The organism is Aeromonas sp. QDB25 (assembly GCF_027707725.1).
GTDB lineage: Bacteria > Pseudomonadota > Gammaproteobacteria > Enterobacterales > Aeromonadaceae > Aeromonas > Aeromonas caviae.
The window spans coordinates 19,909-37,224 of record NZ_JAPCIZ010000044.1 but is presented as its reverse complement, the minus strand read 5'-3'; the positions used below and the strand labels follow the sequence as shown (position 1 = coordinate 37,224).

The following is a 17,316-nucleotide window of genomic DNA, read 5'->3' as shown; positions in this document are numbered from 1 at the left end:
CATGGTGTTCCGCTTTGTTTCTTTGGCGAGAAGAAGCGTACCAGAACCGGCAGTTGGCCTCTTCTCTCCTATGCACCATGGGTGTTGCAGTTATTATCTGAATTCGCGTTGGCGCTGACGATCCCCTGACAGCCCTTGTCCAGATAATGATTGAACCACACATCCTGGCGATGGTGCTGTACATAAAACTGTTGCTGGGCCTCGCTCAACCCGCTGGAAAAGAGCTTTATTCCGTCGCTCTTGTCATCGTCCCGCAATAAAAACAGGGACGAGCTGCAGGAGACGTCCGCGCGAAATTGGTCCACCACCAGCTTAATGTCAGAATCATTAATACCGCACTCGTATAACTGGCTGATATAGGGCGATATCCTTTCTTTCTCTAATGCCTTCACACCCGAACTCCTAATTCTTATTTTTATTGAAGAGGCATCTTACTCTGCAATGGGATAGTCGAAAAGTAGTCAAATGAACAAAGGGTTTATGATTTATTCATAAATAGTCATGAATATAGGCTCATGAATGAATATGGCCAAAAAGGGTAAATAGCCGCTCATGTTTTTCCTGGCGCTGGTCGCTTACCTCCCTGTTTTACCTCTTGATGTCTCACCACCCACTCGCCATCCCGGCCCCTCTTCCCCCCAAGATCACGCTTTTCAACATTGGGGTCATCTGCATCCACACCGATTCACATGTTGCATTTTGGTGACTTTGGTGTTTCCATTTTGAGCGCCGGACGATATTGTATATACAAATCATCCCCTCAATGGAATTGAACCATGCGGATCACAAGGAGAGAAAATGGAACCTGAACACACGCTCACTGCACCGGCAGGATCAGGGGCCGGCATCAAGCTGCTGTTGGCCAGCCTGCTTGGCATCGCCATCTTTTTTGTTCCCTTCGAGCTTGGCGGGCGCAGCACCATAGTGGTGGATCACCTGGCCGGCTTTCTGATTGCCCAGCGCCCCCTTGCCCTGACCCTCATTCTCTTGCTCATCGCCTATGGCGCCATCACCCCCTTGCTGGATGGCCGCTGGCGCGCCCGTCCCATCGACAGGGTATTGAGCCTGTTCAAGCTGCTCGGGCTGGCCCTGGCCATTTTGTATGTCACAGACTGGGGCCCTGCCTGGTTGATGACCCCGGATCGCCTCCCCTTCTTGTTCGACAAACTGGCCATGTCAGTGGGTCTCATCGTGCCTATCGGCGCCATGGCCCTGACCTTCCTGCTCGGTTTCGGCCTGCTGGAATTCATCGGGGTGCTGATGCAACCCGTGATGCGCCCCCTGTGGCGCACGCCGGGTCACTCCGCCATCGATGCCGTCGCCTCTTTCGTCGGCAGTTACTCGGTGGGCCTGCTCATCACCAACCGGGTCTTCCTCGCGGGCAAGTACACGGTGCGAGAAGCCGTCATCATCGCCACCGGCTTCTCCACCGTCTCGGCCGCCTTCATGATCATCGTGGCCAAGACCCTCAACCTGATGGGACACTGGAACTTCTACTTCTGGTCCACCCTGGTGATCACTTTCGTCATCACCGCCATCCTGGCGCGTGTTCCTCCCATCAGCCGCCTGGCTCACCATGGGGAGACCGACGAGCCGCTACCGGCTGGCATGAGCCGCTGGCAGGCGGCCCTCACCTGCGGCCTGACCCAGTCCCACCAGGCTGATCCCCTGCTGCGGCAATTGAAGGACAACCTCAGGGACGGTCTTCACATGGCCGCTGCCGTGGTGCCCACCATACTGTCCGTCGGTCTGCTGGGCCTGCTGCTGGCAAAGCACACTCCCCTGTTCGATCTGCTGGGCTGGCTGCTCTGGCCACTGACCTGGCTGCTGGATCTCGGCGAACCGCTCGCCACCGCCAAGGCCCTCTCTGCCGGTCTGGCCGAGATGTTCCTGCCCGCCATCCTGCTCAAGGATGCCGACCTGCTGGTGCGCTATGTCGCGGCCGTGGTTTCGGTCAGCTCGGTGCTCTTCTTCTCTGCCTCCATCCCCTGCATCCTGGCCACCCGGATCCCGGTGAGCGTGGGACAGCTGGTGGTGATCTGGCTGCTGCGCACCCTGCTTGGCATCCTGCTGGCCGCCTTGTGCGGCAGGCTGGCACTGGCCCTCGGCTGGCTCGGTTGACCAGGGCTCACAAAAAAACAAAGCGCCATCAGGCGCTTTGTTTTTATCGGGATTGTCTCAGGGGGCGATGACGGCGAACCGGCCGCTGTTGAAATCATCTATCGCCTGATGGATCTCTGCCTCGCTGTTCATGACAAAGGGACCATAACCCACGATGGGTTCATCGATGGGCTCGCCACTCAGCAGCAACAAGCTGGCCTCGCCCTCCGCCTCCAGCATGAACTCCTCCCCGTTGGGATCGAGCAGCACCAGTTGTGCTTCGCACGCGCGCTCCTGACCGTTGATAATGAGAGAGCCCTTGAGCACCACCAAGGCGCTGTTCCATCCCGCTACCGCCGGCAGCACCACGCTGGCCCCGCCCTTGAGCCGCAGATCCCAGATGTTCATGGGCGAGAAGGTGCGGGCTGGCCCCTCTACCTCGCCTTGTTGCAACCCGGCATCGTTCCCGGCGATGATGCGTACCCGCACATCGCCCTCCTTGAGGCTCAGTTGCGGGATGGTGTCGCTGGTGATGCCCTGATAACCGGGCGTCGACATCTTGTGTTTGGCGGGCAGGTTGACCCACAGCTGCACCATGTCGAGGGTGCCACCACGACGGGTAAACCCCTGGGAGTGGAATTCGTCGTGCATGATGCCGGCGGCGGCCGTCATCCACTGCACGTCTCCCGGACCGATGATCCCCCCCTGGCCGGTCGAGTCGCGATGGGCGACCTCCCCTTCATAGACGATGGTGACCGTCTCAAAACCACGGTGCGGGTGTTCCCCCACTCCCCTGGCATGATCGGCGGGCTCGAAATGTGCCGGGCCAGCCCTGTCCAGCAGCAGGAAGGGGCTCAAGGCGCGGCCATGGGTCTGATACGAGAACAGCGAGCGAACCGGGAATCCGTCGCCGACCCAGTGTTGTCGAGGGGCGCTGTAAATACCGATGACTCTTTTCATGATGCTCTCCTGGGTGATCGTCACGGGATGTGTCGTGGCTCGCATTGTGAGTCTGGAACGCTGCGTCCGGTAGACGTAAAATTTGCCATCAGCGTCCTATTTTGTGAACGATAACCCCATGCAACAGGATCTCAACGACCTCTATTTCTATGTCCAGGTGGTGGATCACGGGGGCTTTGCCCAGGCCGGCAGGGCCCTCGGCATGCCCAAGTCCAGGCTCAGCCGCCGCATCGCCATGCTGGAAGAGCGACTCGGGGTGCGTCTTATCCAGCGTTCCACCCGCAGCTTCACCGTCACCGAACTCGGGCAGGCTTATTACACCCGTTGCCGGGCCATGCTGGTGGAAGCCGATGCGGCGCAGGATCTCATCGCCGCGACCCAGAGCGAGCCTTGCGGTCTGGTGCGCATCGCCTGCCCCATCGATCTGCTGCACGCCCACGTAGGGAGGATGCTGGTCTCCTTCGCCCTGGCCCATCCCAGCGTCAAGGTGCAGCTCGTCGGGGTCAACCGGGCGGTGGATCTGGTCGCGGAGGGGTTGGACATGGCGCTCAGGGTGCGACCACTGCCCCTGGAGGACAGCGATCTCGCCATGCGGGTGCTGGGTTATGCGACCCAGTGTCTGGTGGCAAGCCCGGCCCTTGTCGCGTCACTCGGCATGCCCCGGGCCCCCGCAGATCTGCTGTCATGGCCGAGCCTCGGTCATGGCGCCAGCCTGGAAGGCCATCACTGGACCCTGCTGGGCCCCAATGGGGCCAGAGTCAAACAGCACCACAGCCCCCGCTTTGCCACCACCGACATGCAGACATTGCGTCAGGGGGCGATCGACGGGCTCGGGGTCGTGCAACTGCCCACCATGATGATGGATGAGCCCCTGGCCGATGGCCGGCTGGTGCGTCTGCTCCCCGACTGGGCACCGCGCCAGGAGGTGATCCACGCGGTCTTCCCCTCACGCCGCGGTCTGCTGCCTGCCATCCGCGCCCTCATCGATCATCTGGTCGAGGGCTTCTCCCCCCTGGGGCAGGCAAGTACGCAGCTCCCGCCATGATCTGTGCATGGCCGTTCCCGGGTGTGCCGACATGCAAAAGGCCAGAGCTTGGCTCTGGCCTTTTCATTTTCCCCTTCACAGAGGAGGGGAAACGGATACGGGCAGGATCCTCAGAAGGGCATTTTGAAGCCCGGGGGCAGTTGCATGCCGCCGGTCAGCTCGCCCATCTTGGCCTTGTTCTGCTCTTCCACGCGGCGCACGGCGTCATTGACGGCGGCGGCGACCAGATCTTCCAGCATCTCCTTGTCATCTTCCATCAGGCTGGGATCGATCTCGATACGACGCACGCTGTGGCTGCCGGCCATGGTCACCTTGACCATGCCTGCGCCCGCCTCGCCGACCACTTCCATCTGGGCCAGCTGCTCTTGCATCTTCTGCATGCGCTCTTGCATCTGTTGGGCCTGTTTCATCAGGTTACCCATTCCACCTTTACCAAACATAGATCGTCTCTCGTCTTGAAATCCGGCATCCAGCGCCGGGCTGTGGGTTCATCTGCCCTAAGTGGGGGCAGCCAAAGGTCTTTTCAACCGGGGGTAAGCCCCGGCACGGTTTTTTCACCGCAACTCAGCGACTCAGGGGTTCGATGCTCTCGGGATGGAGCACGGCGCCGAAACGCTGCTGCAAGAATTGTACGTTGGGATCCGCCGCCAGATCCCGGCTCACCTGTTCACGCACCCCGAGATAGAGACGATGCTCTATCTCGAGCGGCGTCTCCCGCGCGGGATCCGAGCCCAGGGTCACATCGATGTGAACCGGGCCGCCCAGCTCGGGACCGATGATCTCGGCCAGATCGGCGCGGGCCTTGTCGCTCACCAGATGGCGCTGCTCGGGTTTGAGCAGCAGGGAGACCCGATTACCTTCCCGGGTCATCACCGCGTTGATGGCCAGTTGACGCAGCCGACCACCCACCCCGGTGCGGGCGATGAGCTCGGCCCAGGCGTCCCCGCAATTGACCAGCAAGGACGAGGGGATCAGACGGGCGACCTCCCCCTCCTCCTCGGGCTGGGCGTCGCTCTCCAGCGCATCCCAGTCGATGGTCTCCATCAACGCAATGGCGGGCTGAGGCTCGCTGGCAGCCACTGGAGGCGCGGCAGGCACCATAGCGGCAACCACAGGTGCCGCCGCATCCGCGCTGCCGGCGTCAGCGCCCAGATCCCAGGGCGGCAGATCCTCCTGCGAAGGAGGTGCCATGGTGGCGGGAGCTGGCTGGGCGGAAGTCACTGCCCGCGTGGGCAACGGGGCACTGGCAAACCCCTCGTCAAACCCCTGATTCAGATACTCTTCGTAGTCACTGGCCCCCTCTTCATAGGCATCCAGAGGGGGCAGGTCGTCATACCCCGTTTGCATGGCAGATCCCTGCACCGGCATCTCGGGCCGCGCCGCTGGTTGCACCTCGGCCTGGGGCGAAGTCGCGACGGCAGGCATCGGGGCCGGTTTGGTCGCGGCCACCGGTTTGACGGGAGTGACCCGGGCAGGCGCGGCGTTTGCACTCTGCTCGCCACGCAGGCGGCTTCGCAGCAAATTGCGCTTGCCAAGCAGGCTCTGCATGCTGGAGGTCGAAGAGATGGCGACGTCTTCCCCTTGAACATCAACCTGCTGCGTCTGCCCGGCGTCATCCGCCGCCAACGGCCCAGAGGCAGGCTCTGCAGGCGGACTGGCAGGCACCACGGCCTCGTAACCCATCCGTTCGGCCTCACGCAGCAGCTCATCCTGCTCGGCAAAGAGCGGATCCAGCACTGCGCCCTCCTCCGCCTTGGGTGAGGGGGCGACGTGCTCGGCCTCAAGGACCGATGCTGGCGCGGCGGGAGCCTGTGGTGCTGCACTGGCAGCCGGGGCCGGCTCAGCCCCCTGGGGCTTTCCCGGCAGGAGCGGCGCGCTTTCCCTCGCAGCCGCCATCACGCCGGAGTGCCCTGTCATGAGAGGTTGGGCCGCCAGGTTGGCGGGATGGACCACCTCGCGCCGGGGAGAGAAGGCCAGCATCCGCAGACAGGTCATTTCCAGTGCGGTGCGCCCGTCAGGGGCCCAGGGCAGATCCTTGCGCCCCCCCAGCACGATTTGATAGCAGAGCTGCACCTCTTCCGGGCTCATGGCTCCGGCAAGCTGCAGCAAGGCATCGGCATCCGCCCCCTGCTCCTGCACGCTCGCAGGCAGCAGTTGCGCCATGGCCACCCGGTGGAGCAAGGCTTCCAGCTCGGCATGGAGCTGATCAAAGTCGGGGCCCAGGGTCGCTATCTCGGTGATCTTGGCCATGGTGGCGGGTGCATCCTGGCGCAGCACTGCCTCCAGCAACTGGTGCAGGTGGTGATGATCGAGGGTCCCCAGCATGGTGAGCACGCTCTCCAGGCGCACGCTGCCGTTGCCGTGGGCCAGCGCCTGATCGGTGAGGCTCAGGGCATCGCGCATGCTGCCGTCAGCCGCCTTGGCCAGGGCCAGCAGGGCGCGAGGCTCGAAGGGTTGTCCCTCCTGATCCAGCACCCATTCGAGCTGCCTGGCGATCTGGGTCTGATCCAGACTCTTCAGATGAAACTGCAGGCAGCGCGAGAGGATGGTGATGGGGAGCTTCTGCGGATCCGTGGTGGCCAGCAGGAATTTCACATAGGGGGGCGGCTCTTCCAGGGTTTTGAGCAGCGCATTGAAGCTGTGGCGCGACAGCATGTGCACTTCATCGATGAGGTACACCTTGAAACGACCACGGGCCGGACGGTACTGCACGTTGTCGAGCAGTTCGCGGGTGTCTTCCACCTTGGTGCGGGACGCCGCATCGATTTCCAGCAGATCGACGAAATTGCCCTGATCGATCTCGCGGCAGGTATCGCACACACCGCACGGATGGCTGCTGATCCCCTGCTCGCAGTTGAGACTCTTGGCCAGAATGCGGGCGATGGTGGTCTTGCCCACCCCGCGGGTCCCGCTCAGCAGGTAGGCATGGTGAAGCCGTCCCTGATCCAGGGCATTGGTCAGGGCAGTCAGCACATGTTGCTGGCCGACCACTTGTTCAAACGTATGGGGGCGCCATTTGCGCGCCAAAACCTGATAGCTCATAGATCTCGATGCTGGGAAACGAGGCATTGAGGCTGGATGCTAACACAAATGGAGGGCTGGCTGTATGGGGGATGCGCCGCCTTGGGAGGGATCGCTTGAATTTCAAACCGGTGCCCGTTCAGGCACCGGTTTGCGGCAGAAAGCAGGGTGACGAGGCCTGCCGCGCGAAGGGGCGATTTACGCCCCCGCGAGTTCCACCAGAGAGACAACCTTGACGCCGGCGGCGGTCAGGCGGGCATCACCGCCCAGGGACGGCAGGGAGATGATGAAGGCGGCATCCGCTACCTCACCGCCGGCGCGGCGGATGAGCTTGACGGTGGCATCGACGGTGCCGCCGGTGGCCAGCAGATCGTCCACCACCAGCACCTTGTCACCGGGCACGATGGCATCGGTGTGCAGTTGCAGGGTGTCGGTGCCGTACTCCAGGGCGTAGGACTCCTCGATGACGGCGCGGGGCAGCTTGCCCGGCTTGCGCACCGGCACGAACCCCAGCCCCATGGCGTAGGCAACCGGGGCGCCGAAGATGAAGCCACGGGCCTCGGTGCCGACAATCTTGGTGATGCCTTGATCACGGTAATGATCGGCCAGCAGATCGATGGTGGCCTTGAAGGCCTCGGCATTCTCGATCAGGCTGGTGATGTCGCGAAACAGAATGCCCGGCTTCGGATAGTCGGGAATGGTCTTGATGCTCGCTTCGATAAACTTCAGGGTTTCCGGATTCATTATTTGACCGCTTATTTTTTGAGCCCTGCCATGGCGGCGCACGGGGTCTCCGCCTGGGGGCAATAAAAAGGCCCGTCACGCAAAAATGACGAGCCAACTCCATAGCATTATTGCCGCGATAGCTTAGGGATTTCACTTCTTCATTGCAACCGGCTCCAGCACCGGCAGACGCATCAACCAGGTGAGCAGGATCACCATTATGACCACCAGCAGCCACCTCACCCAGGGCAACGGCACCACCAGCAGCGATCCCGAGAACGAGATCAGGATGAAGATGATGGCGCGGCATCTGGCGTGGCGGCGAATGCCGCGATACTGCTGCCAGTCGAGGATGGGGGGGCCAAACCAGGGATGCGCCAGCAACCAGCCATGAAAGCGGGGGGAGGAGCGCGCAAACAGCGCCGCCGCCAGCAACATGAAGGGGGTTGTCGGCAGCAGGGGCAGGACTATCCCGACTATCCCGGTGGCGAAGGCAAGCCAGCCCAGGGCCATCAGACACCAGCGTTTCATGGGTACTCCTCTAGTGTTTCTCTGCCTTTAGCCTAACAGAGTTGGCCCGGAAGCTGACAGCCTGGCCCAGTCTGCGGCCGTCGATGGGGGCCATCGAGTGGGCAGACGGCTGACAATCCCGGCCATTGCCACTACAATCTGCGCTCTTTTTTCTCCCCTTGTCTTCGGAAGCAGCTATGCGCGTTATTTTGGCCCCCATGCAGGGGGTGCTGGATCACCTGATGCGGGAGGTCCTCACCTCCGTCAATGATTACGACCTCTGCGTCAGTGAATTCATCCGGGTGGTCGATCAACTGCTGCCCGCCAAGGTCTTCCATCGCCTCTGCCCCGAGCTCAGACAGGATGGCAAGACCCGTGCGGGGACCCCGGTACGGGTGCAACTGCTGGGACAGCATCCGGAATGGCTCGCCGAAAACGCAGTGCGCGCCATCGAGCTCGGCTCTCCCGGGGTCGATCTCAACTTCGGCTGCCCTGCCCCCACGGTCAACAAGAGCAAGGGGGGCGCCGTGCTGCTCAAGGAACCCGAGACCGTCTATCGCATCGTCAAGGCGGTGCGGGAGGCCGTGCCTGCCCACCTGCCGGTGAGCGCCAAGATCCGCCTGGGATACGATGACAAGGATCTCTATCTGGACAACGCCCAGGCCGTCTATCAGGGGGGCGCCAACGAGCTGGCGGTGCATGCCCGCACCAAGCGCGAAGGCTACAAGGCGCCGGCACACTGGGAGTACGTGGACGCCATCCGCCGCGCCCTGCCCATCCCCGTCACCGCCAACGGCGAGATCTGGAACCATGCCGATGCCCTGATCTGTGCCCGGGTGTCCGGTTGCGATGCCCTCATGGTTGGCCGGGGCGCAATTTCCCTCCCCAACCTGGCCAACGTGATGAAGACGGGGTGTGCACACATGAGCTGGGCCGAGGTACTGCAATTGATGGTGACCTATACCGAGCAGGATCTGGCGAGCGACAAGGCCGACTACTACCCGAGCCGCATCAAGCAGTGGTTCTCCTACATAGTGCGGGAATACCCCCAGGCCGACGAGCTGTTTCGCCGCATCCGCACCATCAAGACCGCAGAGGAGATCCGCTCCGCCCTCGAGCGCGAGTGCGCCTCACAGGCCTAGACTTGGCCGCCGCCCCGCGGCGCCCTATGATGAAGGCTCATTGACAGGAGGTCAGGATGCAGGGAGTACCGGTCAACTTTACCCATCAGCACGACAGGGCCGATTTTCGCGCCCTGCCGGGGCAGCCTGCGACCGAGCTCTATCGCGCCCACATCCAGCACCACATCTTCGATCCCCATAGTCACGAGGGGTTTGGCCTCGGTGTCATCGAGTGCGGTGCCGAGCGCTTTCGCTATCGCGGCAGCCAGCTCCTGGCCGGTCCCGGCAGCCTGGTGCTGATGAACCCCGATGAGCTGCACACGGGCGAGTCAGCCTGCGAGCAAGGGTGGCGCTATCGCATGCTCTACCTGCCCGCCGATCGGCTCGAGGCCATCAGCGGCGAGCGCGACTGGTATTTCACCGATGCCGTGCGAAGCGATCCGCGCACTGCCCCCGTCCTGCAGGCGGCCCTGGATGCCCTCTGGCACTGTGACAGCGAGCTCGCCGCCGACGGCCTGCTGCTAAGGGTGTGCGAGACCCTACGCCCCCATGCCCGGGCCCTGGCGGCCCCGCGCGAAGCGGCCCACCCTCTGGGCCGCGCCATCGACTATATGCAGGCCTGTTTCGCCCGCCCCATTACCCTGGCCGAGCTGGCCGGTTCGGTGAACCTCAGCCCCTACCACTTCCAGCGCAGCTTCAAGGCCCGCTTTCACGTCACCCCCCAGCAGATGCTGATGGCCATCCGTCTGCAGCGCGCCAAGGGGTGGCTGGCTGCCGGCCTGCCCGCGGCCGAGGTGGCCGCCGCCTGTGGTCTGGCCGATCAGTCCCACCTCAACCGTGCCTTCCTGCGCCGCTATGGCACCACCCCGGTCCGCTACCAGAAACAGGTGCAGGCTGGCCGCTAAAGCGCAATCTGGTTCAATACGCCCCCCTTCCCCCCTGCTAGGCTGGCCTCCTTCTTCTTTACCGGATATGAAACATGTTGATCGGAGTCCTGTTTGCCCTGCTGGCCGGCCTGATGTGGGGGCTCATCTTCGTCGCCCCCCTCTTAGTGGACGGCTATCCCCCCGCCCTGCTCGCGAGCGGCCGCTACCTCGCCTTCGGCCTCATCGTACTGCCGCTCGCCTGGCAGGCCCGCAAACACTTGGCGGCCCTCTCGGCCAGCGACTGGCGAGAGGCCCTCGCCCTCACTCTGGTGGGGAACCTCCTCTACTACTTCTGCCTGTCGGGGGCCATCTTGCGCATCGGCTCGCCCCTGGCGGCCATGTTTATCGGCACCCTGCCGGTGGTGACGGCCCTGGCCGCCAACCGCCTCTATGGCGCACGGGACGGTCGCCTCTCCCGCACCCGGCTCTACCCGTCCCTGGTGCTGATGGGGGCCGGCCTCTGTCTGGTCAACAGCGCCGAGCTCACCTGGCACACCGAGGCGCGCACCGAACAACTGCTTGGGCTCGCCCTGGCGGTGGGCGCCGTGCTGTGCTGGACCTGGTATCCCCTGCGCAACGCCCGCTGGCTGCGCGAGCACCCGGGCCGCAGTCCGGCCGTCTGGGCCACCGCCCAGGGGCTGGTGACCCTGCCGGTGGCGCTCATTGCCTATCTCGGCAGCCTCGGCCATCTTGCCCTGAGCGCACCGGACTTTCCCCTGCCCTTCGGGCCGACGCCCCTGCGCTTCGTGCTGCTGATGGGGGCAGTGGGGCTCCTCTGCTCCTGGCTCGGCACCCTGTGCTGGAACGAAGCGAGCCAGCGCCTGCCGACCGTGCTGGTCGGGCCGCTCATCGTGTTCGAGACTCTGGCGGGGCTCTTTTACGCCTTTATGCTGCGCGGGATCATGCCCCCCATGAGTACCCTGGTGGGTGTCGTCTGTCTGGTGGCGGGAGTGCTCTACGTCATCACCGGCAAGCCGCAGCACCTGCCGGAAAAACCCGTCAAAGCACGGTTAACTTGATTCATGTCATCTTGATAAACCGCGGGTTTCCCTATACTGGCCGAGTTTTATCACTCGTTTTTGGGGGCTGCTGTGTGTGAAGTGACGCAAGCCCGGTTGGCCGAATGGCATCAGCGCCTTCTGACCGACTGGGCGCAAACAAGAGAGGAGCTGATCCGTCAGCTCAAGGCCTGTCGACAAGATGACTGGGCACAGAAGGTGGAGCGCTGCGAGCGGGATCAACTGGTTGATCTGACCAGCCGTCTCGATCTGCCCGGGGTGGAACACAGCGTGGCACGCCTCAAGCGGCTCGACGCGGCGCTCTGCCAGATGGATCTGGGGCTCTATGGCTTCTGCTCCGATTGTGAGGAGCCGCTGCTCCCTGAACAGCTGGAACAGGATCCGACCCTGCAACGCTGCCCGCGCTGCGAGGCCCGCTACCGCAAGGGATTCCACGCTCACGAACTCTGATGGGGGCACCCTTTGTGCCCGCCATTTTCCTCCTCCACCCCTTCTCGCTTCCCATCATGACCAACCCCCTGGTGCGACGATCCCGGCAACCCCTGGGGGCGGCCGCACAGGCATGAAAAAGGGGAGTCATGGACTCCCCTTCTCGTACTGCGTACTCGTCACTGGGCCAGCAGGTGGCCTACCAGCTCATGACGCCACCCTTGCAGCAGCATGGGCTTGTCCGCCCTGGCCCGCTCCTCGGCACTCATGCGCCAGCTCCAAGTGAAGTACTGGTGGATGATCTTCTTGCTCGCCACCAGCTCCGGCGGAATGTTGCTGGCCTTGGCCTTCTCCTCCACCATGGCCTTGATGCGCTTGAGCTCGGCCTTGTACTGGGGGAAGTCCACCAGACGGCGGATGGGATCGGGCCAGCTCGCAGGGTCGCTCTGCTGGGCGGCGGCGACGATGTCCAGCATCCGCTTGCCGTGGATCTTGATCTCGATGGGCGAGAGGCCCAGCTCGTTGAGATCCCGAAGGGAAGCGGGACGACGCTCCGCCACCTTGAACAGGTGCAGCTCTTTGACCACGAAGTTGAGGGCGAGATCCCGGCGTACCGCTTCCTGCTGGCGCCAGGCGGCCAGCTCGCGCAGGATGGCCAGCTCACGGCGACCCAGTTGCCAGGCGTTGACTATCTCTAGGTAGGCCTGACGGGGATCGCTGCCCTGGGTCTTGCGGGCGGAGTGGTTCTGGCACTCCTGTTCGAACCAGGGGAACTTGCCGCTCTCGCGCAGTCTGGCCATCACCTTCTCGTAGAGGGGCATGAGGTAGAAGACATCCGCCGCGGCATATTCCAGCTGACGAGGGGTAAGGGGGCGCGCCAGCCAGTCGGTACGGGCCTGATCCTTCTCAAGCTCAACCCCGAGGAATTCGTTGACCAGGGCGCCAAACCCCACCGACACGCCATGGCCCAGGAAGGCTGCCGCCAGCTGGGTATCGTGCATCTGGTTGGGCAGGTGACCCGCCTGATGTTGGATGAGCTCCAGATCCTCACCGGAGGCGTGCAGGATGGCAATCTGTCCGGCCCGACCGAGGCGCTGCCACAAACCGGAGAGATCCAGGGTCAGGGGATCGAGCAGGGCAAGCTGCTTGCCATCGTAGATCTGGAACAGACCGAGCTGGGGATAGTAGGTACGGGTGCGAACGAATTCGGTATCGATGGCCAGGGGAACGTCGGCCAGAGAAGCGAGATACTGATCCAGTTCGGCTTGCTGTGAAATGAGTTGATATTGCATCGTTGCCTGCACGTTGGTCGGATCCAGAAAGAAAAAACCGTGGATGTCCCACGGTTTTGCATAACGACAGCGCTGGACTGCAAAGCAGTGCATGCCGGTTACTGCTTGGCAATCTCCTCGTCGCGCAGTACGCGGCGCAGGATCTTGCCCACGTTGGTCTTGGGAAGTTCGTCGCGAAATTCTACCAGTTTCGGCACCTTATAGGCAGTCAGATGTTTGCGGCAGTGGGCAATTATCTCCTCTTCCGCCAGCTTTGCATCTTTCTTGACCACGAAGATCTTCACCTGTTCGCCGGACACCGGATTGGGTACGCCGACGGCGGCCACCTCCAGCACCTTGGGATGCAGGGCCACCACGTCTTCTATCTCGTTCGGGTAGACGTTGAAGCCGGAGACCAGGATCATGTCCTTCTTGCGATCGACGATCTTGAAGAAACCCTGCTCGTCGCATACCGCGATGTCGCCGGTGCAGAGCCAGCCATCCTGCATCACCTCGGCGGTCGCCTCCGGGCGCTGCCAGTAGCCGGTCATCACCTGAGGACCGCGCACCTGCATCTCGCCGGGGGCACCCCGTTCGGTGACCTGGTTACCCTCGTCATCCACCAGACGGATCTCGGTGGAGCAGACCGGCAGACCGATGGAGCCGTTGTAATCCACCAGATCATAGGGGCAGACGCTCACCAGGGGCGAGCACTCGGTCAGGCCATAGCCCTCCAGCAGCGGGGTGCCGGTCAGCCCCTTCCACTGCTCGGCCACCGCCCGTTGCACCGCCATGCCGCCACCGATGGTGAGCTTGAGCTTGGCAAAATCCATGCCCTTGAACTCGTCGTTGTTGACCAGGGCGTTGAACAGGGTGTTCACCCCGGTGATGCAGGTGAAAGGATACTTCTTGATCTCTTTGACAAAACCCGGGATGTCGCGGGGGTTGCTGATGAGCAGGTTGTAGCCCCCCAGACGCATGAACAGCAGGCAGTTTACCGTCAGGGCGAAGACGTGATAGAGCGGCAGCGCCGTGACCACGAACTCCTTGCCGCGCTCCAGCACGGGGCCATAGACACCGAGGCACTGCTCAACGTTGGCGATCATGTTGCGATGAGTCAGCATGGCCCCCTTGGAGAGGCCGGTGGTCCCGCCGGTGTATTGCAGGAAGGCGATGTCCTGGTTGCTGATCTCGGGTTTGATGTACTGCAGGTAGCGCCCCTTGGCGAGGGCCTGGCGCATGGTGCTGGCATGGGGCAGGTTGTACTTGGGCACCAGCTTCTTGACGTATTTGACCACGAAGTTGACCAGGGTCCCCTTGGCCAGCCCCAGGTTGTCACCCATCCGGGTCAGGATCACGTGCTTGACCGGAGTGTCATACACCACTTTTTCCAGGGTGTGGGCAAAGTTGGAGACGATGACGATGGCCTTGGCGCCGGAGTCTTTCAACTGATGCTCCAGCTCGCGCGGGGTATAGAGGGGGTTGACGTTCACCACCGTCATGCCGGCCCGCAGGATGCCGAATACCGCGATGGGGTATTGCAGCAGGTTCGGCATCATCACGGCCAACCTGTCCCCCTTGCCGAGCTTCAGCTCGTTTTGCAGGTAGGCGGCGAAGGCTCGGGACTGCTCCTCCAGCCGGCGGTAGGTAATGGTCTGCCCCATGTTGACGAAGGCGGGTTGATCGGCGAACTGGTTCACCGACTCTTCAAACATCTCGACCAGAGAGCCGTATTGGTCTGGATTGATCTCGGCGGGCACCCCTTCTGGATAACGCTTCAGCCAGACTCTTTCCACGAACTTCTCCTGCATAACTCGCACCTGTGCGCTCACTGTGTTGCCTCCGTCCCTGTCACATCCATTTCAATCAGTTGTTTTAAGTTCATGCTCTAATGCCGCACATATTTACATAAGGCAACATCAATTAACAGTGAATTAACAACGGGAAATGTGAAGGAGAAAGCAAACCTGACATGATTCAAAGCCGCTGATCCTACCGGATTTGAGCGAAGTTTTCGATATAAACGGCGGTTTCTGATGAATTTTCCATATGAAAATGATGGCCTCCTGCCACTGTCACCCGTTCAATGTGGCCAAAGGCCGCCTCCCGCAACTGCCACTGTGCCAGGAGCCCGGGGAAGCCCTGCTCTCCCCGGATAAAGAGCACCGGACAGGCGATGGCCCGGATCAGGGCCTGGGCCTGCCCCTCGCTCATGCGAAGGGGCGAGAGATCGCGAAGACGGGGATCACTGCGCCAATACCAGCGCCCTGCCCGCGCCTCCAGCTGCCGCTCGCAGATAAGGCGTGCCGCACTCGGGGGGATGTCCGCCACCTTGCAGCGGGCAGCCACGGCCTCTTCGAGGGTGGCAAATCCACTGGTTGCACGCTCACGGGTACGAGTGCGGTTGAGGATGGCGCGACGCAGATGCCCCGGTACCTCCTCGTCAGGCTGGCTCAAGGGGCCGAGCCCCTCCAGCAGAATGAGCCGCTCGATTTGCTCGGGAAAAACGCCGGCATAGGCAGAGGCAATCAGCGCCCCCAGGGAGTGACCAAGCAGGATGAAACGCTGCCAGCCCGCGGCCTGGGTGATCTGGTAGAGATCATCCAGCCAGTCCACGAAGACATAGGGGGTCGACTTGTGATCGGAGTGACCATGGCCCGGCAGATCGACGCAGACCAGATGAAACGCCCACAGCCAGGGGGCCAGAGGCAAAAAGCTGGCGCCGTTGTCGAGCCAGCCATGGAGGGCCACCAGCAGCGGTCTGTCCTCCTGACCATTGTCCAGCAGGGCGATGTGCCGCCCGTCCGCCAGGCGCAGCCTGCGCTCCTGCAATGTCGCCGTCATCCGGGCTCCTCAGCGGCGCAGGGGTCGTCTGGGCCAGAAGGGATCATAGAAAGGATCGTAAAAGTAGGGATCCATGTAGCGGATCTCCACCTCCTTCACCGGTGGCCACAGCTTGCTCCCCGTCACCTTGAGTACCGAGAAGCGATACTTGTGCTCGCCAATCTGGCTGTCCACCGGCTTGTCGAGGGTGCCGAGCACCGTCAGGCTGCGACCCTTGGCATAGAGGGTCGGGTCGACAAACCCCTGCATGATGGCGAGAAAACGACCGGGGCTCTGCTCGGTCTGCTCCGGCACCCCGTTGGACTTGAGGGGCAGATAGACCACCTCGATGACACTCTGATCCGCCTTGTTGTGGACCGCCGAGATGACACCGCTCCAGCGGGCCGGCTTGCCTTCGATCCCCTGCAGGGCGGGTTGATAGGCCACCAGCTGATCCGCAGGCTCATAGGCAAGCTCTTTGGGCACCGTGCTGCAACCGCCCAGCAGCAGCCCCACCAATCCCAGCATGATCACGGATTTTCTCATTCGTCTCTCCATCATCGTCCGATAAAGCAGCCCGGGGCAGCCGTTGCCGCCTATTCGCGACCCGGCAGTTTCTTCCAGGTCACCTTGTCACGCAGATAGACAGGGGTGGCTTGCTCAACCGGCACCGCCTCACCCGCAAACCAGGCCTGGCATGCCAGAGGCAGCATATCGGCGGCCGCCGGGAAACGCACCTGGCTTGGCATCAGCACATCTGCCAGGCCGCCCAGGGTCTCGCCATAGGTTTCAAAACCGGTGCCAACGCAGCTCACCGCGCCAGTCAGCTTGTCACGGGCCTGCACCAGTGCGGCTGGCTCGCTCACCACCTCCTCGCCCACCAGCGTCATCACCCCGTCCACCAAGGCGTAGTGGCCGAAATAGACCTCGTTCATGCGCGCATCGATGGCGGCAAGCACCTGCTCGGCCCCTTCCAGCTTATGGGCCCCCTGGGCCATGGCTGCCAGGGTGGAGACACCGATCATCGGCACGCCGGCACCAAAGGCGAGCCCCTGAGCCACGCTGATCCCGATCCGTACCCCGGTGAAGGATCCTGGCCCACGGCCGAAGGCGATGGCGTCGAGCTCATCCAACGATAGACCGGCTTCATCCAACAGAGCCTGAACCATGGGCAGGATCTTGCGGGTATGGTCACGGGGCGCCTCTTCCCAGCGGGAAAAGAGGGTGTCACCCACCAAGAGGGCTGCGGAGCAGGCTTCGGTGGCGGTATCCACGGCCAGGATCTTCAACTCATCCATTCTTTTTATTCTCTTCACATCAGTCAGTTAAATCGTCAGCATGGCCAAGGCCTGCCGTCATGCATGGCCG

Annotated in this window: 16 protein-coding genes and 1 pseudogene; 6 read left to right on the top strand and 11 right to left on the bottom strand. The window is 62.5% G+C overall.

Going from position 1 to position 17,316, the window contains the following annotated elements; genetic code table 11:
- Nucleotides 1-92: 92 nt before the first annotated feature.
- Nucleotides 93-392 (bottom strand): annotated as a pseudogene (locus tag PG883_RS15170) (LuxR family transcriptional regulator); the annotation flags it as partial.
- A 406-nt stretch (nucleotides 393-798) separates the two neighbouring features.
- On the opposite strand from PG883_RS15170, the gene PG883_RS15165 reads away from it, so the two are divergent.
- Complete coding sequence (locus PG883_RS15165; RefSeq protein WP_010674712.1) at nucleotides 799-2,121, top strand: YjiH family protein; 1,323 nt, start codon at nucleotides 799-801, stop codon at nucleotides 2,119-2,121.
- Nucleotides 2,122-2,178: 57 nt separating this feature from the next.
- Here PG883_RS15165 and PG883_RS15160 read toward each other — a convergent pair whose 3' ends face one another.
- Nucleotides 2,179-3,060 (bottom strand): pirin family protein, encoded by an 882-nt coding sequence (locus tag PG883_RS15160; RefSeq protein WP_041211407.1) that lies wholly within the window; start codon nucleotides 3,058-3,060, stop codon nucleotides 2,179-2,181.
- Between the two features lie 118 nt (nucleotides 3,061-3,178).
- On the opposite strand from PG883_RS15160, the gene PG883_RS15155 reads away from it, so the two are divergent.
- Nucleotides 3,179-4,105 (top strand): LysR family transcriptional regulator, encoded by a 927-nt coding sequence (locus tag PG883_RS15155; protein WP_041211406.1) that lies wholly within the window; start codon nucleotides 3,179-3,181, stop codon nucleotides 4,103-4,105.
- 110 nt (nucleotides 4,106-4,215) lie between these two features.
- On the opposite strand, the gene PG883_RS15150 is transcribed toward PG883_RS15155, so the two are convergent.
- From PG883_RS15150 to PG883_RS15135, 4 genes are all read right to left on the bottom strand, one after another.
- Nucleotides 4,216-4,545, bottom strand: coding sequence for a YbaB/EbfC family nucleoid-associated protein (locus PG883_RS15150; protein ID WP_005301028.1), 330 nt, complete (start codon nucleotides 4,543-4,545; stop codon nucleotides 4,216-4,218).
- Between the two features lie 124 nt (nucleotides 4,546-4,669).
- Nucleotides 4,670-7,147, bottom strand: a complete 2,478-nt coding sequence (gene dnaX, locus PG883_RS15145; protein WP_041211405.1) for a DNA polymerase III subunit gamma/tau — start codon at nucleotides 7,145-7,147, stop codon at nucleotides 4,670-4,672.
- 177 nt (nucleotides 7,148-7,324) lie between these two features.
- Nucleotides 7,325-7,870 carry an adenine phosphoribosyltransferase gene (gene apt / locus PG883_RS15140; RefSeq protein ID WP_010674707.1) on the bottom strand — a complete coding sequence of 182 codons (546 nt, stop codon included), beginning with the start codon at nucleotides 7,868-7,870 and terminating at the stop codon, nucleotides 7,325-7,327.
- Nucleotides 7,871-8,002: 132 nt separating this feature from the next.
- Nucleotides 8,003-8,380: a YbaN family protein gene (locus PG883_RS15135; protein WP_143237510.1), complete on the bottom strand. Its 378-nt coding sequence runs from the start codon at nucleotides 8,378-8,380 to the stop codon at nucleotides 8,003-8,005.
- Between the two features lie 176 nt (nucleotides 8,381-8,556).
- Here PG883_RS15135 and dusC point away from each other — a divergent pair, with 176 nt between their 5' ends.
- From dusC to PG883_RS15115, 4 genes are all read left to right on the top strand, one after another.
- The gene (gene dusC, locus PG883_RS15130) at nucleotides 8,557-9,501 is read left to right on the top strand and encodes a tRNA dihydrouridine(16) synthase DusC (RefSeq protein WP_041211404.1); all 945 of its coding nucleotides are present in this window, start codon (nucleotides 8,557-8,559) and stop codon (nucleotides 9,499-9,501) included.
- Between the two features lie 56 nt (nucleotides 9,502-9,557).
- A complete protein-coding gene (locus PG883_RS15125; RefSeq protein WP_010674704.1) occupies nucleotides 9,558-10,385 on the top strand; it encodes an AraC family transcriptional regulator in 828 nt (275 codons plus the stop codon).
- 74 nt (nucleotides 10,386-10,459) lie between these two features.
- A complete protein-coding gene (locus PG883_RS15120) occupies nucleotides 10,460-11,425 on the top strand; it encodes a DMT family transporter (protein ID WP_010674703.1) in 966 nt (321 codons plus the stop codon).
- A gap of 81 nt (nucleotides 11,426-11,506) precedes the next feature.
- Nucleotides 11,507-11,875: a TraR/DksA family transcriptional regulator gene (locus tag PG883_RS15115; RefSeq protein WP_039039175.1), complete on the top strand. Its 369-nt coding sequence runs from the start codon at nucleotides 11,507-11,509 to the stop codon at nucleotides 11,873-11,875.
- Between the two features lie 158 nt (nucleotides 11,876-12,033).
- Here the strand turns inward: PG883_RS15115 and rnd are convergent, their stop codons facing one another.
- The 5 genes from rnd to tsaB all read right to left on the bottom strand — a co-directional run bounded on the left by rnd (nucleotide 12,034) and on the right by tsaB (nucleotide 17,246).
- Nucleotides 12,034-13,146, bottom strand: a complete 1,113-nt coding sequence (rnd, locus tag PG883_RS15110; RefSeq protein WP_039039174.1) for a ribonuclease D — start codon at nucleotides 13,144-13,146, stop codon at nucleotides 12,034-12,036.
- Nucleotides 13,147-13,244: 98 nt separating this feature from the next.
- On the bottom strand, nucleotides 13,245-14,921 hold the full coding sequence (fadD, locus tag PG883_RS15105) for a long-chain-fatty-acid--CoA ligase FadD (RefSeq protein ID WP_143237509.1): 1,677 nt from the start codon (nucleotides 14,919-14,921) through the stop codon (nucleotides 13,245-13,247).
- A gap of 196 nt (nucleotides 14,922-15,117) precedes the next feature.
- Nucleotides 15,118-15,969, bottom strand: a complete 852-nt coding sequence (locus tag PG883_RS15100) for an alpha/beta fold hydrolase (protein ID WP_104452918.1) — start codon at nucleotides 15,967-15,969, stop codon at nucleotides 15,118-15,120.
- A 9-nt stretch (nucleotides 15,970-15,978) separates the two neighbouring features.
- Nucleotides 15,979-16,494, bottom strand: coding sequence for a Slp family lipoprotein (locus tag PG883_RS15095; protein WP_270807354.1), 516 nt, complete (start codon nucleotides 16,492-16,494; stop codon nucleotides 15,979-15,981).
- A 50-nt stretch (nucleotides 16,495-16,544) separates the two neighbouring features.
- Nucleotides 16,545-17,246, bottom strand: coding sequence for a tRNA (adenosine(37)-N6)-threonylcarbamoyltransferase complex dimerization subunit type 1 TsaB (gene tsaB, locus PG883_RS15090; protein ID WP_041211402.1), 702 nt, complete (start codon nucleotides 17,244-17,246; stop codon nucleotides 16,545-16,547).
- Between the last annotated feature and the right edge of the window lie 70 nt (nucleotides 17,247-17,316).

Bases quoted from the DNA above. Each gene is read 5' to 3' on its own strand.
- PG883_RS15165 (WP_010674712.1), top strand. From the start codon at position 799: ATGGAACCTGAACACACGCTCACTGCACCGGCAGGATCAGGGGCCGGC.
- PG883_RS15160 (WP_041211407.1), bottom strand. From the start codon at position 3,060: ATGAAAAGAGTCATCGGTATTTACAGCGCCCCTCGACAACACTGGGTC.
- PG883_RS15155 (WP_041211406.1), top strand. From the start codon at position 3,179: ATGCAACAGGATCTCAACGACCTCTATTTCTATGTCCAGGTGGTGGAT.
- PG883_RS15150 (WP_005301028.1), bottom strand. From the start codon at position 4,545: ATGTTTGGTAAAGGTGGAATGGGTAACCTGATGAAACAGGCCCAACAG.
- dnaX (WP_041211405.1), bottom strand. From the start codon at position 7,147: ATGAGCTATCAGGTTTTGGCGCGCAAATGGCGCCCCCATACGTTTGAA.
- apt (WP_010674707.1), bottom strand. From the start codon at position 7,870: ATGAATCCGGAAACCCTGAAGTTTATCGAAGCGAGCATCAAGACCATT.
- PG883_RS15135 (WP_143237510.1), bottom strand. From the start codon at position 8,380: ATGAAACGCTGGTGTCTGATGGCCCTGGGCTGGCTTGCCTTCGCCACC.
- dusC (WP_041211404.1), top strand. From the start codon at position 8,557: ATGCGCGTTATTTTGGCCCCCATGCAGGGGGTGCTGGATCACCTGATG.
- PG883_RS15125 (WP_010674704.1), top strand. From the start codon at position 9,558: ATGCAGGGAGTACCGGTCAACTTTACCCATCAGCACGACAGGGCCGAT.
- PG883_RS15120 (WP_010674703.1), top strand. From the start codon at position 10,460: ATGTTGATCGGAGTCCTGTTTGCCCTGCTGGCCGGCCTGATGTGGGGG.
- rnd (WP_039039174.1), bottom strand. From the start codon at position 13,146: ATGCAATATCAACTCATTTCACAGCAAGCCGAACTGGATCAGTATCTC.
- PG883_RS15100 (WP_104452918.1), bottom strand. From the start codon at position 15,969: ATGACGGCGACATTGCAGGAGCGCAGGCTGCGCCTGGCGGACGGGCGG.
- PG883_RS15095 (WP_270807354.1), bottom strand. From the start codon at position 16,494: ATGAGAAAATCCGTGATCATGCTGGGATTGGTGGGGCTGCTGCTGGGC.
- tsaB (WP_041211402.1), bottom strand. From the start codon at position 17,246: ATGGATGAGTTGAAGATCCTGGCCGTGGATACCGCCACCGAAGCCTGC.